Origin of the sequence: Neoroseomonas rubea, assembly GCF_016106015.1 — a bacterium.
In the GTDB taxonomy this organism is placed as follows: domain Bacteria; phylum Pseudomonadota; class Alphaproteobacteria; order Acetobacterales; family Acetobacteraceae; genus Neoroseomonas; species Neoroseomonas rubea.
In genome coordinates, this window is sequence record NZ_JACADQ010000009.1 from 31,709 (window position 1) to 46,602 (window position 14,894).

A 14,894-nucleotide genomic window follows, 5' to 3' on the forward strand; every position below is an offset into this window, starting at 1 on the left:
CTTCCTCGTTCTTCAGCGCAGCGCGGCGATCGCCTCGTCCGGCGCGGTCAGCGCGGCCCAGAGCAGGGCGGCGGCCGTGATGGTCGCACCCTTCAACTCCTGCGCCGGCACGATGGCGCGGGTGTCGCCCGCCGTCAGCAGGTAGCGCAGCGCGCTGCCAGGTTCGTCGAATCCGGCCACGAGCCGCGCGGCCGGGATGCCGTGCGCGGCGAAATTCGCATGGTCCGAATTGCTCATTAGCGGCAGGTGGACGCCAAGCGGCAGCCCCGCCTGCGCCGCCGCGTCCCGCAGGAAGGGGCCGAGCGCCGCGAAGCCGCTCGTCAGCGCCGTAAGGCGCGGCCCGCCGGCGATGGAATCGAGGTTGATGTTCACCGCCATGCGCACGCGCCGTGCCGCGGGCATTGCGGCGAGCCAGGCGCGCGAGCCCGACAGCGCCCATTCCTCCGCCCCGAAGATGCAGAGCGTCAGGCCGCGCGGGCAGCCCTCGACGAAGCGCGCCGCCGCGCGGGCGAGGCAGAGCGCCGCGGCCAGGCCGGTCGCATTGTCGATCGCGCTCTCCCCCAGCGGATGCCCGTCGAGATGCGCCGAGAGCATCACGCGATCGGGCCCCCGCCCCGGCAGGTCGAGCAGCAGCGTCGGCGTCGTCGCGGCCATGTCCTCGCCGGCCAGCGTAATGCGCACGCGCCGCCCCTCGGCCAGCAGCGCGCCGGCCTCCGCGCTGATGCCGAGCGCGGGAATGCCCGCCCCGCCATTGCGGCCGGAGGAGCCCGAGACCGGCCCGACGCCCGGTTCCGGCTGCACGATGAGGAAGGCGCCCGCCCCCGCTTCCGTCGCCGCCGCCAGCTTCAGCCGGCGATGCACCGTCCAGGCGGCGAAGGGATATTCGTGACGCGCCAGCACGGCACGGCCCGCCGCATCGGCATAGGCGCCGGGCGCGCCACGGCCGCAATCGAGTGCATCCAGCACGATGCCGCCCGGCGGCGTCGTCGCGGCGCCGAGCAGCGGCGCGCAGGCCAAGTCCCGCCCGCTCGCAAGGTCCGTCACGCGTGCCTCATGGCAGCGCCAGCCGGCATAGGGCACGGGCTCATCCGCCACGGGGCCGATCGCCGCCATGCGGTCATGCATCAGCGAAAAACCGCGCGCGGCGCTTTCCGTGCCCTGCAACCGCCCGCCGGTGTCGCAGATCGCGGCGAAGTCCGACGCCAGCGCGGCATCGGCCGCGACGGCGCCCAGGAAGGCCTCGAGCGTCACTGCGCGGTGATGCCGCGGCTCCGCGCGATCTCCCCGTAGCGGCGGATGTCCTGGCGGATGCGCTCCGCGAAGGGGCCGGGCCCGTCGCTGCGCGGGATGACGGCGAGCGCCTCCAGCCGCGGGCCCATCTCCGGCGTGCCGAGCACCCCCGGCATGGCGGCGGCGACGCGCTGGATGATGGGCTCCGGCGTGCGCGCGGGGGCGAGCAGCCCCCACCAATGCTCCGCCACCAGGTCGATGCCCTGTTCGCGGAAGGTCGGTATGTCGGGGTGGCTGCGCATCCGCTGTTCCGCCATCACGCCAAGGCCGCGGATCTGTCCCGAGGCGAGTTGCGGCGCGGCGGAGGCGACGGTGACGAAGACGGTGTTGAGGTTGCCCGCGGCGAGGTCCTGGATCGCCGGCCCGCCGCCGCGATAGGGCACATGGGTCAGCTGCGTGTTGGTGGCGATCTGGAACAGCTCGCCCATCATGTGCGAGGCCGCGCCGACGCCGCCCGAGCCGTAGGTGTAGTGCCCCGGCCGCGCGCGCGCGAGCGCCGCGAATTCCGCCGCGTTGCGCGCGGGCAGCGAGGGATGGCCGAAGATCAGCAGCGGCGCCGCGCCGACCATCACGACCGGCACGAGGTCCTTCTCGACATCATAGGGCATGCGCGCCTGCAGGGCGGGCACGATGGCGTAGGGCAGGTCTGCCAGCAGGAAGGTGTAGCCATCGGGCGCGCTGCGCGCGACCGCTTCCGTCCCCAGCATGGAGCCCGCACCGGAGCGGTTCTCGACGATGACCGACTGGCCGAGCGCGGCGCCAAGCCCCGGCTGGATCAGCCGCGCCAGCACGTCCGAGGACCCGCCCGGCGCGAAGGGCACGATCAGGCGGATCGACCGGCTCGGCCAGTCCGACTGCGCCAGCGCGGGTGCCGCGAGCGCGGCGCCGGCCACGCCCAGCAGCGCGCGCCGCCTCAGGCGCGGGGACGGAGCCCGCACCAGTCGGCGATGAAGGTCGCGATGGTCCTCGTGCATGTGCGGAGATCCTCGATCGAGGTGCGTTCGTCGAAGCCGTGCGCCACTTCCCCCTTCGGACCGTAGCAGAGGCCCGGAAAGCCGAAATAGAGCCCGTAGTAGCGCGTGTCGTTCACCGCCGTGGTGCGGCGTTCCGGCATGGCGCCGCCATGCACGCTGGCATGGGCGGCGGCGAGCACGGCTTCCGCCTCGCTGCCCGGTTCCAGCACATAGGGGTCGGTCTGGAAGCCGGTCCAGACGATGTCGGGCGGGTTGTTCGCCATGAAGGCGTCGCCGCGGGCGGCGGCCTTCACGCAGGCCTCGATGCCGGCCATCGCTTCCTCGGGCGTCGTGCCGGGCACGAGGCCGATGCGGCAATCCACCTCGCACCAGGCCGGCGTGCTCGACGCCCAGTCGCCGCCGCGGATGATGCCGGGGTTGAACTTGATCGGGTCCTTGATGTCCGCATACCAGGGGTTGGACCGCGCCGCCGCGTTCAGCGTGCGGGTGTGCTCGTACAGCGCGTTGATCAGCGCATAGGCCGACATGATGGCGTTGGTGCCGTCCTGCGCCACCGCGACATGCACCGGCACCCCGCGCACGCGCAGGCGGAACCAGATGGTGCCGGTCTGGGTGCGGGTGATGGTGTGGCCGGTCGGTTCCGGCACCAGCGCCGCTTCCGCGCGATAGCCGCGCAGCAGGGCGGCGAGCGCGCCGTTGCCGGTGCTCTCCTCCTCCGTCACGGTCTGGAGATAGACATCGGCGGCGGGCTCGAGGCCGGCCGCGCGGATTGCGTCCATCGCGAAGACCATGCAGGACACGCCCGACTTCATGTCATGCGCGCCGCGGCCGTACATCCAGCCGTCGCGGATCGTCGCCGAGTAGGGCGGGTGGGTCCACATCTCGTGCGGGCCTTCCGGCACCACGTCGATATGGCCCTGCAGGATCAGGCTGCGCCCGGTGGGGTTCGCCGCGCGATGGGTCGCGACCACCTGCACGCTGCCGGCGGGATCGACGTCGACCATCGGCGCCATCTTCGGATGGTCCGGCACATCCGCGATGGTGAAGCGGTCCACCGCGTAGCCGCGCGCGGCCATCTGCCGCGCGAACCAGTCCTGCAGCGGCGCTTCCCGCCCGCGGAGCGAGGGGAAGCGCACAAGGTCCTGCAGGAAGGCGACCTGCTTGTCGAAGCCCGCGTCGATCGCGGCGAAGATACGGCTGCGGGCCTCGGTGTCCGGCATGGGTCGCGTCCCTGGGGTGGCTGGGGGATGCTAGCCCCTTCGCCAGAACGCGCCAGCCTCAGTTCGCGGGGTGCGACAGCAGCGCGTTGGTGTACCAGCGCGGATCGGGCTCGTAGCGCACGCGGGCGCGCTGCGTCGCCCAGGTCAGGCGCAGGAAATGCACCGGGATGACGCCGAGTTCCTCGACCGCGATGCGATGCGCATCCGCCGTGATCGCGTCCCGCTGCGTCCTGTCCATGGTGACCATGGCCTGCGCCAGCAGCGCATCCATGCGCGGGCTTTCCCAGCGCTGGCGGTTGAAGGGGCCGGTGCCGGCCTCCGGGTTCCGGCTCATCACCACCTGGCGCAACATGTTGGCGCCGAAATTGGCGGTGAAGGTCGTCATGAACATCGAGAATTCGCGGTTGGTCGCGCGGCTGAACAGGTTCGCCGGCGGCAGGATCTCGACCCGTGTCTCGATGCCGATGCGCGTCCAGCCCTGGGCGATCGCCTGCATCACCTCCGCATCGCCGGCGAACCAGCCATTCGGCCCGTGGATGGTCAGCCGGAAGCCGTCGGGGTAGCCGGCCTCGGCCAGCAGCCGCCGCGCGCGCTCGGGGTCGTAGGGAAGCGGCGGCAGGCCGGGCGCACGCCCCTCCAGCGCCGGCGCGGCGAACTGGTCGGCCGCCCTGCCCTGCCCCTGCAGCAGGCGCTCGACGATCGCCTGTCGGTTGATGCCGAGGGAGAGCGCGGTGCGCACGCGCTGGTCCGCCAGCGGGTTGCGCGGCAGCGGCCTTCCCTGCTTGTCGGTCGCGAAGGGCGTCGCATCTCGCATCGCGTCGGGGAACAGGTAGGAGGTGGTGTTGGCCTCCACGCCGAAGACCGCGATGCGCGGCTCGCGTTCCAGCCGCGGCACGTCCTGCGAGGGGACGGAATCGATCACGTCCACGTCGCCCGACAGGAGCGCCGCGGAACGCGCACCGGAATTGGAGATGACGCGCGTCACCACGCGCTCCCAGGGCTGGGCCGGGCCCCAGAATTCCGGGTTGCGCACGACCTCCTGCCGCTCCCCGATCTGGTAGGAGACGTGGCGATAGGCGCCGGTGCCGATCATGGCGCGCCCGCCGTTGAAGTCGGCGAGCGTCGCGGTCGCGTGGATGGTGCGGGAGAGGATGAAGACCGCCGCGATGTCGTGCTCGAGGAAGGGGTGCGGGTCGCGCGTGTGGAAGCGCACGGTGCGCGGATCCACCACCTCGACGCGGGAGATCAGGCGGACCGCGGGCGTGAAGGGACCGGGGCTGTTCGGCACGGTGGGGACGCGGGCGTAGGAGAAGGCGACGTCCTCGGCCGTGAAGGGCGTGCCGTCGTGGAAGCGCACGCCCTCCCGCAGCTTGAATTCCCAGGTGCGGTCATCGATCGCGCGCCAGGATTCCGCGAGCCGCGGCACGAAGCGCCCGCTGCTGTCGAGGTCGATCAGCAGGTCGAACACCTGGCGCAGCTGCGCGTTGTTCATGTTGGACGAGTGGTAGTGCGGGTCCATCCCCGTGGGCGCGGAGGAGGCGCCGATGGTCAGCGTTCGCTGCGCGACGGCCGGCAAGGCGGCAAGCGTGAAGGCGGCGGCGAGCAGTGTCGCGCGGAAACCCGGCATCGGAAGCCCCTCTCCCTGTTCTTGGGGGGAAGCCTCGGGCGCGCGGCGCCGGCGCGTCAAGCGCGAAGGGTCAGTCGACCGGTCGGCGGAAGAAGAAATGCGGGATCGCGACCGCGAGCAGCACCGCCCCGCCCATGATGTGCAGGATGTAGGGCGTCCAGGCCGCGACGCGGAAATTCTCGAGGAAGATGCAGAGCGTCACGGCGCTGCCGAGGATGCTCATGCTGATGAGCTGGCCCTTGATGCTGACCGGGTCACGCGTGCGCTCAGCCATGACGATGGTCCTCCTGCGACGCGTGAGCGTTCCGCGCCCGCGCCGCTACGTCAAGCACAGACTGACGGACAAGACCGTCAACCTGGCCGAACGGCGATCGGGGACTCAAGGCTTGCAGGACATACCAACCGGTTGGTATGCTTTCCACGAGCAGACAGCACCATGTCCCGAACCGCCACGCCCCGCCCCGACGCCCGCGCCCGCATCCTCGACGCCGCCATGCGCGTCCTGCGCACCCGCGGCTACGAAGGCAGTTCCGTCGACGACATCTGCGCCGCCGCCGGCGTCACCAAGGGCGCCTTCTTCCACCACTTTCGCAGCAAGGAAGACCTCGCCGTCACCGCCGCGGCGCATTTCTCGACATGGCTCGAGGCGCTGTTCGACCGTCTCGGCTGGCGCGACCACGCGGACCCACGCGACCGCCTGCTCGCCTATGTTGATGCGCGGATCGCCATCCTGCGCGGCGACATCGCCCACTTTACCTGCCTGCTCGGCGCGCTGGTGCAGGACAGCTTCGCGACGCGGCCGGCCATCCGCGCCGCCTGCGAGGACGGCATCCGCCACCACGCCGCGCGGCTTGAAACCGACATCGCCGCGGCGATGGATGCGCGCGGCGTCACCGGCTTCACGCCCGAAGGCCTCGCGCTGCACATCGTCGCCGTCATCCAGGGCGCCTTCGTCATGGCCAAGGCGACCGGCGGGCCGGACCTGGCCGTCGACACGCTCCGGCATCTGCGGCGCTACCTCGAATTCCTGTTCCCAACCCTCGGAGACGCGGCGCCATGAGCATGATCGCCACCTGCCTGTGGTTCGAGAAGGAGGCCGAGGAGGCAGCGCATTTCTACGCCGACGCCATTCCCGGCAGCCGCGTGCTCGACATCGTCCGCGCGCCGCCGGACGGACCGCTGCCCGAAGGCGCCGTGCTGCTCCTGCGGATGGAGATCGCCGGCGCGCCCTTCCTGCTGATGAACGGCAATCCGGGCGAGGCCTTCAGCGCGGCCACCTCCGTCGTCCTGACCTGTGCGACGCAGGCCGAGCTCGACGGCGCCTGGGACGCGCTGCTGGCCGGCGGCGGCACGCCGCAGGCCTGTGGCTGGCTGAAGGACCGCCACGGCGTCGCCTGGCAGGTCGTGCCCGAATGCCTGCCCCGCCTGATGACAAGCGGCACGCCGGACCAGCGCGCGCGCACCATGCAGGCGCTGATGGGCATGGTGAAGATCGACGCGGCCGCGCTCGAAGCCGCGCACGCAAGCGCCTGATCCCGGGAAGGAGGAAACCCCCATGTCCTACATCGACGGCTTCGTGCTCGCCGTGCCGACCGTGCGGAAGGAAGAATATCGCCGCCACGCGGAGGAGATGGCGCCGATGCTCAAGGAGCATGGCATGACCGCCATGGTCGAGTGCTGGGGGGACGACGTGCCGGAAGGCAAGCTCACCTCCTTCCGCATGGCCGTGCAGCAGGCGGAGGACGAGACCGTCGTCTTCTCCTGGATGACCTGGCCGACGAAGGAGGCGCGCGACGCCGGCTGGAAGGCGATCATGGAGGATCCGCGCATGAAGATGGACCCCGCGACCATGCCCTTCGACGGCAAGCGCATGATCTTCGGCGGCTTCGCCGTGCTGCTGGAGGTCTGAGCCATGGCCATCCTCCCCTACCTGTTCTTCGAGGGACGCTGCGAGGAGGCGCTCGCCTTCTACGGCAAGGCGCTCGGTGCCAGGACCGGCACGCTGATGCGCTTCCGCGACGCGCCCGACCCGCCACCGCCCGGCATGCTGCCGCCGGGCAGCGAGGACCGCGTGATGCACGCGGAATTCACCATCGGCGAGGCGAAGATCATGGCCTCGGACGGGCATTGCAGCCAGGCGGTGCGCTTCGCGGGCTTCGGCCTCTCGCTTCCCGCCCGTGACGCGGTGGAAGCCGGGCACTACTTCGCCGCGCTTGCCGAAGGCGGCGAGGTCCGCATGCCGCTCGGCGCCACCTTCTGGAGCCCCTGCTTCGGCATGGTGCAGGACCGCTTCGGTGTCCTTTGGATGATCGGCGTCGAGGGCGCGCCATGAACCCCGCGCTCGACCTCGAGCTCCGCCGCGACATCGACGTCGCGGCGGAGACGCTCTGGGCGTGCTGGACGGAGCCGGCGCTGATCGAGCGCTGGTTCTGCCCCGTGCCCTGGCGCGCGACCGATGTGGAGATCGACCTGCGTCCGGGCGGGCGCTTCAACTCGGTCATCCGCGGGCCGGAGGGGGAGGAGATGCCGGGCCGAGGCTGCTACCTGGAGGTGGTGCCGCAGCGCCGCCTCGTCTGGACGGACGCGCTGACGGAAGGCTTCCGCCCGGCGGCGTCGCCCTTCATGACGGGCATCATCTCCTTCACGCCCATCGCGGGCGGCACGCGCTACCACGCCCTCGTGCTGCACGCGGACGAGGCGGCGCGTGACCGGCACCTCGCCATGGGGTTCGACGAAGGCTGGAAGGCAGCGACGGACCAGCTCGTGGCGCTGGCGCGGACGCTCTGACGCATGAGGGGGGCGCCGCCCCCCTCACCCCCGCCAGGGGCCGAAGGGCCCCTGGGTCCCCATCACTTCAGCGTCGCGGACCAGCGGGCAGGGTCGAAGCCGACGAGCAGCGCTTCGCCGGCGACCGCGACAGGGCGCTTGATCATCGAAGGCTGCGCCAGCATCAGCGCGACCGCCTTCCCGGCGTCGAGCCCCGCCTTCTCCGCATCGGGCAATTTGCGGAAGGTCGTGCCGGCGCGGTTCAGCAGCGCCTCCCAGCCCAGCTTCGCGACCCAGCCTTCCAGCCGCGCGCGGTCGATCCCCTCCTTCTTGTAGTCGTGCAGCCGCCAGTCGAGGCCCTGCCCGTCCAGCCATGCGAAGGCCTTCTTCATCGTGTCGCAGTTGCGGATGCCATGCAGGACGATGGTCACGACTCTCTCCGATGTTCAGGCCACGATGGGCGCGACGATCGCGCCGAGCAACGCCACCGCGTCGCGCGGCGCAAGCCGCACCTGCAACCCACGCTGGCCGCCATTCATGTAGACCAGCGCGTGCGCCAGCGCCGCCTGCTCGATCGCGGTGCGCACCGGGCGCGTCTGGCCGAACGGGCTGATGCCGCCGACCTTGTAGCCGGCGATGCGCTCGGCCTCCGCCGGCTTCATCATCTGCGCGGCCTTGCCCCCGAAGGCAGCGGCCAGCCGCTTCATCGAGACCTCCCGGTCCGATGGCAGGATCACGCAGGCCGGCTTGCCGTCCACCAGCGCCATCAGCGTCTTGAGCACGCGGGCCGGATCCTCCCCAAGCGCCGCGGCCGCCTGCAGGCCGATGCTGTCCGCCTCCGGATCGTACTCGTAGGTGTGGACGGTGAAGGCGATCCCCGCCTTGGCCAGCGCCACCGTCGCGCGCGTCGCCTTCGACATGGATCAGCGCCGGTCGCGGTGCAGGAAGCAGCCCGGCGCATGGTCGTCGACCAGGCCCGTCGCCTGCATCCAGGCATACACGATCGTGGGCCCGACGAACTTGAAGCCCCGACGCTTTAGGTCCTTCGAGATGCTGCGGGAAAGCTCGGTCTCCGTCGCGCGCCCGTCGCCCGGCTGCGGCGCGCCGCCGGTGAAAGACCAGCAATACTCGGCAAAATCCTCGCCCCGCGCCTGCATGGCGTTGAAGATGCGCGCGCCTTCGATGGTCGCGACGATCTTCGCGCGGGACCGCACGATGCCGGGGTCGGCGAGCAGGCAGAGGATGTCCTCCTCCCCGAAGGAAGCGACGGCCTCGGGGTCGAACTCCGCAAAGGCGCGGCGAAAATTCTCCCGTTTGCGCAGGATGACGGTCCAGGACAGGCCCGCCTGGAAGCCTTCCAGCATCAGGCATTCCCACAGCGCGCGCGCATCGCGCACCGGCACGCCCCATTCCGTGTCGTGGTAGTGGCGTTCGAGCGGATCGCGCTCGGCCCAGGGGCAGCGGATGATGTCGTCCATCATGTCCAGTTGCTCGTGACGATTTCGAACCAACTCCTGGTCAACCCGCGGCCCGGCTTCTGCTTTGGCAAGGCGCAGGCAGTTTCGCACCATGTTGCAACGATGGGCAGGGTCTTGCTCAACTCGCCCCGGGAACGGACCAGGGCGGCTGCTGTCGCCTCCGGCCCGGCACGCATGCGCGGCACGGGCGATGCGCGGCGGATCCTCCGCCGCGGGGCGCCCGGACCAAAAGGGGTTGGGGGGCAGGACCTTGAACAGGATCGCGGGCGCGGGGTGGACCGTGCTGGTGGGGATCGTGCGCTTTCCCCTCACGCGTCTCGCGCTGCTCGGCGGAATCCTGTTCGTCATGCTGATCGTCAGCAACAACATCATGCTGCGCTTCGCGACAACGCCGCTGCTGTCGATCGCAGCGGTCGCGGCATGGGCGGGCATGGGCTTCGCCGTCTATGCCGGCTTCGTCCGCGTCATCGAGCGGCGGCGGCTCAGCGAACTCGCCCTGCCGGGCATGGGCCGGGAGTTGGGCATAGGCCTCGCGATCGGCGCGGGGCTCTACACGGCCAGCGTCCTGGTCCTGATCCTGTCCGGGGTCTACCGCATCGAAGGCATGAATCCCGTGGCCTTCATGCTGCCGGCGGTGGCGATGGCGGTGAGTGCCGGCGTCTTCGAGGAACTGCTGTTCCGCGGCGCGGTGCACCGCATCGTCGAGGAATGGCTCGGCAGCTGGATCGCCCTGGTGGTGTCCTCGCTGGTCTTCGGCTTCGTGCACCTGCTCAATCCGGCGGGCACCGTCACGGGCGCGCTCTTCATCAGCATCGAGGCCGGCCTGCTGCTCGGCGCGGCCTACATGCTGACCGGGCGCCTCTGGATGAGCATGGGGTTCCACGCGTCGTGGAACTACACCCAGTCGGCCATCTTCTCCGGCGTCGTGTCCGGTGGCGTCACCGATCCGGGGCTGATCCGCGCCACGATCGAGGGCCCGGACTGGCTGACGGGCGGCAGCTTCGGCCTCGAATCCTCGCTGGTCGCCTTCGTGGTCTGCACGGCGACCGGGCTCGTGCTGCTGGTCATCGCCGTCAGGCGCGGCAACGTCGTTCCCCCGGCCTGGCGGCGGTCCGGCTGAAGCGCGCCGATCGGTTCAGCCAGCGTTCCCAAAGCGCGCCATCCTCGCCCGTCCCTGCGCGTCGGGCTCGGTCCCGGGGCAGCGGGGACGCAGTGCCTTTATTGGATCAGCCATACGAACCCCTAGTCGGGAGCGCGCCCGCTATGGTCGATTGGATTCTCCGCGATTGCAGGGTGCGCAAAGGATTTGGAGATTCGACTTCTCGTCTGATCCGCCCTTCGAAACCGGCACGATGTGGTCGATCTCGAGCGTCACCCCGTCAGATGCACCTTGCCCGCAGACTACACAACGGTTGCCATCCCTCTGAAGGACTTCCCACCGCACACGAACGGAAATCGACGTGCGGCCACCAAAGAGGTTCGCACCCGGATTTTCCTCCGCTCCCGGTTGCGTTCCGAACCGCTGGATCCGGCGGAACCTCCATGCGCCAATCGCCCTGGCTCTTTCGGAAACTGCCCACACACCCGAACTGCGAACGAGCCGAGCACACTCCGCAAACCCCTGGCTATACCCCCGCCTATAGGCCTGCTCGATCGTCGCCGCCTCGGCGTCTTGAGGTCCTGGCGCGGTGTCGGATCGATTGTGCTCGCCCCCAAGTGACGCAGGACGGAAGAACCAACCGTCTTCGAGGATCTCGTCAAAGCCAAACCGTCGACACTGCTCCTCAAGAAGCTCTGCGAAACTGGCTCTGTGTTCGTTTGGCAGCGATTCGTTGATGGAGCAGACTTCGACAAAGGACGTGACCAACTCGTCAGGCGCACCAAGGCGCCGAAGAAGTGCGATCTATCGGTGCATCGACCTCCCCTACTCCTACTCGATCTTCCCGGAGTGACGCCCGCGGGGAAGGTGAACCCGATGGATCATGCCGCCCTGCGCCTCAACGCCGTGGCCCGTCCATCTCCGCCGCGGCATGCGGGGTCAGGCCGGCAAGGCGGCGGTGATGATGATCTCGATCAGGTCGCCTTCGGGCATGCGCGATTCGACGAAGGATCGCACGGGCCCGAAGCCGTCCGGCATCCAGGACGCCCAGACCTCGTCGAAGGCCGGCTTGTTGTCGTGATCGGTCACGACCACCTCCGCCTTCACGATCCGTGTCCGGTCGATGCCCGCATCGGCGAGGTACTTGTCCAGCACGGCGAGCGTGCCCCGTGTCTGCGCGCGAATATCCTGCGTGCGGTCGGGCGAGACCGCGACCGCCCAGAGAAAGCCGCCGCCGCCGGGCAGGCGATAGACGGCAACCGCCGACTTGCTGGGTAGTTTCCTATTCGGAACGCGCTCGATATCGCTTGTCATGACAGCTCACCCGATGCTGGAGGCGTTCAGTTGAGCCTGCGCGGATGCGGGGGGCAAAGGGGGGACCCTTCACTCCCACTCGATCGTCCCCGGCGGCTTGCTCGTGATGTCGTAGGTCACGCGGTTGATGCCGCGCACCTCGTTCACGATGCGGTTCGCGACCCGCGTCAGGAACTCCATCGTGAAGGGATAGACATCGGCCGTCATGCCGTCGGTCGAGGTCACCGCCCGCAGCGCGCACGCCTGGTCGTAGGTGCGCCCATCGCCCATCACGCCCACCGTGCGCACCGGCAGCAGCACCGCGAAGGCCTGCCAGATCGCGTCGTACAGCCCCGCCGCGCGGATCTCCTCCAGGTAGATGCTGTCCACCTTGCGCAGCAGGTCCGCCTTGTCCCGCGTCACCTCGCCCGGGATGCGGATGGCCAGCCCCGGGCCCGGAAAGGGATGCCGCCCGACGATCTCCTCCGGCATGCCGAGTTCCCGCCCGAGCACCCGCACCTCGTCCTTGAAGAGGTCGCGCAGCGGCTCGACCAGCTTCATGCGCATGCCCTCGGGCAGGCCGCCGACATTGTGGTGCGACTTGATCGTGACGGACGGCCCGCCGGTCGCCGACACGCTCTCGATCACGTCCGGATAGAGCGTGCCCTGCGCCAGGAAGTCGGCGCCGCCGATCTTGTTCTGCTCCTCCTCGAACACTTCGATGAACAGGCGCCCGATCGTCTTGCGCTTCACCTCCGGGTCCGTGATGCCGGAGAGCTGGCCGAGGAACAGGTCGGAGGCGTCGCGGTGCACCAGCTTGATGTTGAAGCGGTCGCGGAAGGTGCGCACCACCTGCTCGCTTTCGTTCGCCCGCATCAGCCCGTGGTCGACATAGATGCAGGTGAGCTGGTCGCCGATCGCCTCATGCAGCAGCACCGCGGCCACCGATGAATCGACCCCGCCCGACAGCCCGCACACCACGCGGCCCGAGCCGACCTGGGCGCGGATGCGCTCGATCATCTCGGCGCGGAAGGCGCCCATCGTCCAGTCGCCGCTGCAGCCGCAGACCAGGTGGGTAAAATTCTTCAGCAGCGCCGCGCCATGCGGCGTGTGCACGACCTCGGGGTGGAACATCGTGCCGTAGTAGTGGCGCTTGTCGTCGGCGATCAGCGCGAAGGGCGCGCCTTCGGAGCTGGCGACGACGCGGAAGCCCGGCGGCAGTTCCGTGATGCGGTCGCCATGCGACATCCACACCTGCTCGCGCGCACCCTTCGCCCAGACGCCCTGGGTGATGGCACAGTCCCCGGTCACGTCCACATAGGCGCGGCCGAATTCCGCCGCGTGCCCGCCTTCCACCGTGCCGCCCAGCTGCTGCGCCAGCGTCTGCTGCCCGTAGCAGATGCCGAGGATGGGCAGGCCCATCTCGAACACGCAGTCCGGCGCGCGAGGGCTCGCGCCCTCGGTGACCGAGGCCGGCCCGCCCGAGAAGATGATCCCCCTGGGCGCGAAGGCGCGGATGCGCTCCTCCGGGGCGTGGTGGTACGGCCAGACCTCGCAGTAGACGCCGGCCTCGCGCAGGCGGCGCGCGATCAGCTGCGTCACCTGGCTGCCGAAGTCGAGGATCAGGATCCGGTCGTGGCGGGGGGCGGAATCAGCGGTCTGGTCGGCCATGGCGGCGTGAAGCATGACGGCGCGACGCGGGCAAGACCGGCACGAAGCGGGAGCCCGCCGCCGGGTCAGCCCGCGCGCGGAAAGATAGCCTCGCAGCGCTTTTGCCGCGGACCGCAAAGGCTCATCATGGCCGCGGCATGCCGGCGCCCCGACCAGGCTTTGCCGCAAGCCGCAAGCCGCAAGCCGTGGAGGGCTGCACCAATGGCAGGACCGAGCCGCGGACCGTGTTCGCCTGAATGCCGGCAACATCGGCCTCGGCGCCCGCCGCCGCGCCGGCACAATCAGGCCGTGCGATCGGCGATGCGCATCGCGGGCATCCGCCGTTCCGTCCGCCCTGGCGGGCGGCGCAACCGATGAACCGCGAGAGCGTGACCGCGCCCAAGGGCTTCAAGACCGCGCGCATCGGCGACCCGCGGGACCTTGAGGCCGGCGTCTACTGGCCGCAGTTGCAGCCCTATTTCCTCGCCCCGAAGTTCAGGACCCTGCGGTATCGGATCGAGGAGCGCGCCGGCGGTATCTCGGCGCCGGGCGAAGCCGTCGCGCTGCGGGGCGCGACCGGCGTGGGCGAGTTCGACGTCGCCTATATCGCCGACCGCCTCGCCGCGACGCTGACGATCGCGAATGAAGGCCTTCCGGACTATTGCCTGACCGCGGTGAGTCGGGGCGCGCTGGACTGCACGGGCATTCCGGGCGCGAAGGCGCTGCCCCGGATCGATGAGCGGGTCGGGCTCATGTACCGTGGCGTGCCCGGCACGCGCCTCTCGGCCACCGGCGACCACGAAAGGCTGGCGGTCTGGATTCCGGCCGCGACGCTGGTCCAGCGCTTGTCGGCCTTGATGGGCGGTCCCATCGAGCGGGACCTGGCCTTCGAGCCCGTCTTCGACTGGTCGGCCGGCGCGGCGCAAAGCCTGCGGCGCCTGCTCCGGCTGATGACCGAGGAACTGGCGTCGCCCCTGCCCTTCGCCGGCAACGCGATCGCCAGCCAGTCCTTCTCGGACCTCGTCGTCTACACGCTGCTGCACGCCATCCCGCACAGCCATTCGCAGCGCCTGCTCCAGCCGACGAGCCCCGCCATCCCCGGCGTCGTGAAGCGGGCCGAAGCCTTCATCAGGGCCAATGTCGAGGCGCCGCTCGCGCTGCACGACGTCGCCGAGGCGGCCGGATGCAGCGTGCGCAGCCTGCAGCTCGGCTTCCGGCGGTTCCGCGACATGACGCCGCTGGAGGCCATCCGCCAGGCGCGCCTCGCGGCGGCGCGGCAGGCCCTCCAGTCCGGCGACGCCACCGGCACCGTGACGGACCTCGCCCTGCGCTTCGGCTTCAGCAATCCCGGCCGCTTCGCGCGCATGTACCAGGCCGCCTTCGGCGAAAGCCCCGCCGCGGCGCTGCGCCGCAAGCCATCGCGGTCCCGCCGGCCGGGCTGATCCCCGCCCGGCCAGGGCGGCCGGACCTCGCGGCGCGCCGCCGCGTCCCGCGCCG

The 14,894-nt window shown here is 70.4% G+C and carries 18 protein-coding genes; 7 read left to right on the forward strand and 11 right to left on the reverse strand.

Going from position 1 to position 14,894, the window contains the following annotated elements; all coding sequences use genetic code 11:
• Window positions 1–12: 12 nt before the first annotated feature.
• The 5 genes from HW577_RS02445 to HW577_RS02465 form a co-directional block, all read right to left on the reverse strand.
• Window positions 13–1,251: a M28 family peptidase gene (locus HW577_RS02445; RefSeq protein WP_198374464.1), complete on the reverse strand. Its 1,239-nt coding sequence runs from the start codon at window positions 1,249–1,251 to the stop codon at window positions 13–15.
• Window positions 1,248–2,264: a tripartite tricarboxylate transporter substrate binding protein gene (locus HW577_RS02450; protein ID WP_198374465.1), complete on the reverse strand. Its 1,017-nt coding sequence runs from the start codon at window positions 2,262–2,264 to the stop codon at window positions 1,248–1,250. The genes HW577_RS02445 and HW577_RS02450 overlap by 4 nt, the downstream gene beginning before the upstream one ends.
• Window positions 2,204–3,484, reverse strand: a complete 1,281-nt coding sequence (locus HW577_RS02455) for an ArgE/DapE family deacylase (RefSeq protein WP_198374466.1) — start codon at window positions 3,482–3,484, stop codon at window positions 2,204–2,206. Before HW577_RS02455 ends, HW577_RS02450 begins: the two co-directional genes overlap by 61 nt.
• Before the next feature lie 58 nt (window positions 3,485–3,542).
• Entirely contained in the window at window positions 3,543–5,111 is a 1,569-nt protein-coding gene (locus tag HW577_RS02460; protein WP_198374467.1) for an ABC transporter substrate-binding protein, read from the reverse strand.
• Window positions 5,112–5,181: 70 nt separating this feature from the next.
• Window positions 5,182–5,385: a hypothetical protein gene (locus tag HW577_RS02465; protein WP_198374468.1), complete on the reverse strand. Its 204-nt coding sequence runs from the start codon at window positions 5,383–5,385 to the stop codon at window positions 5,182–5,184.
• A 162-nt stretch (window positions 5,386–5,547) separates the two neighbouring features.
• Here HW577_RS02465 and HW577_RS02470 point away from each other — a divergent pair, with 162 nt between their 5' ends.
• The 5 genes from HW577_RS02470 to HW577_RS02490 are packed head-to-tail and all read left to right on the forward strand — an operon-like array spanning window position 5,548 to window position 7,898.
• Window positions 5,548–6,171 carry a TetR/AcrR family transcriptional regulator gene (locus HW577_RS02470; RefSeq protein ID WP_198374469.1) on the forward strand — a complete coding sequence of 208 codons (624 nt, stop codon included), beginning with the start codon at window positions 5,548–5,550 and terminating at the stop codon, window positions 6,169–6,171.
• Complete coding sequence (locus HW577_RS02475; RefSeq protein ID WP_198374470.1) at window positions 6,168–6,644, forward strand: VOC family protein; 477 nt, start codon at window positions 6,168–6,170, stop codon at window positions 6,642–6,644. The genes HW577_RS02470 and HW577_RS02475 overlap by 4 nt, the downstream gene beginning before the upstream one ends.
• Window positions 6,645–6,666: 22 nt before the next feature.
• Complete coding sequence (locus tag HW577_RS02480; protein ID WP_198374471.1) at window positions 6,667–7,020, forward strand: DUF1428 domain-containing protein; 354 nt, start codon at window positions 6,667–6,669, stop codon at window positions 7,018–7,020.
• Window positions 7,021–7,023: 3 nt separating this feature from the next.
• Entirely contained in the window at window positions 7,024–7,443 is a 420-nt protein-coding gene (locus tag HW577_RS02485; protein WP_198374472.1) for a VOC family protein, read from the forward strand.
• Complete coding sequence (locus tag HW577_RS02490; protein ID WP_198374473.1) at window positions 7,440–7,898, forward strand: SRPBCC family protein; 459 nt, start codon at window positions 7,440–7,442, stop codon at window positions 7,896–7,898. The genes HW577_RS02485 and HW577_RS02490 overlap by 4 nt, the downstream gene beginning before the upstream one ends.
• A gap of 62 nt (window positions 7,899–7,960) precedes the next feature.
• On the opposite strand, the gene HW577_RS02495 is transcribed toward HW577_RS02490, so the two are convergent.
• From HW577_RS02495 to HW577_RS02505, 3 genes are read right to left on the reverse strand one after another with little or no spacing between them, the layout of a single operon-like run.
• Window positions 7,961–8,308, reverse strand: a complete 348-nt coding sequence (locus HW577_RS02495; protein ID WP_198374474.1) for an arsenate reductase — start codon at window positions 8,306–8,308, stop codon at window positions 7,961–7,963.
• A gap of 15 nt (window positions 8,309–8,323) precedes the next feature.
• Entirely contained in the window at window positions 8,324–8,797 is a 474-nt protein-coding gene (gene ybaK, locus HW577_RS02500; RefSeq protein WP_198374475.1) for a Cys-tRNA(Pro) deacylase, read from the reverse strand.
• Between the two features lie 3 nt (window positions 8,798–8,800).
• Window positions 8,801–9,358 (reverse strand): DNA-3-methyladenine glycosylase I, encoded by a 558-nt coding sequence (locus tag HW577_RS02505; protein WP_232474629.1) that lies wholly within the window; start codon window positions 9,356–9,358, stop codon window positions 8,801–8,803.
• A 247-nt stretch (window positions 9,359–9,605) separates the two neighbouring features.
• Here HW577_RS02505 and HW577_RS02510 point away from each other — a divergent pair, with 247 nt between their 5' ends.
• Window positions 9,606–10,475, forward strand: coding sequence for a CPBP family intramembrane glutamic endopeptidase (locus tag HW577_RS02510; protein WP_198374477.1), 870 nt, complete (start codon window positions 9,606–9,608; stop codon window positions 10,473–10,475).
• A 141-nt stretch (window positions 10,476–10,616) separates the two neighbouring features.
• Here the strand turns inward: HW577_RS02510 and HW577_RS27120 are convergent, their stop codons facing one another.
• The 3 genes from HW577_RS27120 to guaA all read right to left on the reverse strand — a co-directional run bounded on the left by HW577_RS27120 (window position 10,617) and on the right by guaA (window position 13,418).
• A complete protein-coding gene (locus HW577_RS27120; RefSeq protein WP_408639516.1) occupies window positions 10,617–10,937 on the reverse strand; it encodes an HNH endonuclease in 321 nt (106 codons plus the stop codon).
• Window positions 10,938–11,393: 456 nt separating this feature from the next.
• Window positions 11,394–11,768, reverse strand: coding sequence for a RidA family protein (locus HW577_RS02520; protein WP_198374479.1), 375 nt, complete (start codon window positions 11,766–11,768; stop codon window positions 11,394–11,396).
• A gap of 69 nt (window positions 11,769–11,837) precedes the next feature.
• Window positions 11,838–13,418 carry a glutamine-hydrolyzing GMP synthase gene (gene guaA, locus HW577_RS02525; protein WP_232474630.1) on the reverse strand — a complete coding sequence of 527 codons (1,581 nt, stop codon included), beginning with the start codon at window positions 13,416–13,418 and terminating at the stop codon, window positions 11,838–11,840.
• 353 nt (window positions 13,419–13,771) lie between these two features.
• Between guaA and HW577_RS02530 the strand changes: the two genes are divergently transcribed.
• Entirely contained in the window at window positions 13,772–14,839 is a 1,068-nt protein-coding gene (locus HW577_RS02530) for a helix-turn-helix domain-containing protein (protein WP_198374481.1), read from the forward strand.
• Window positions 14,840–14,894: the final 55 nt, after the last annotated feature.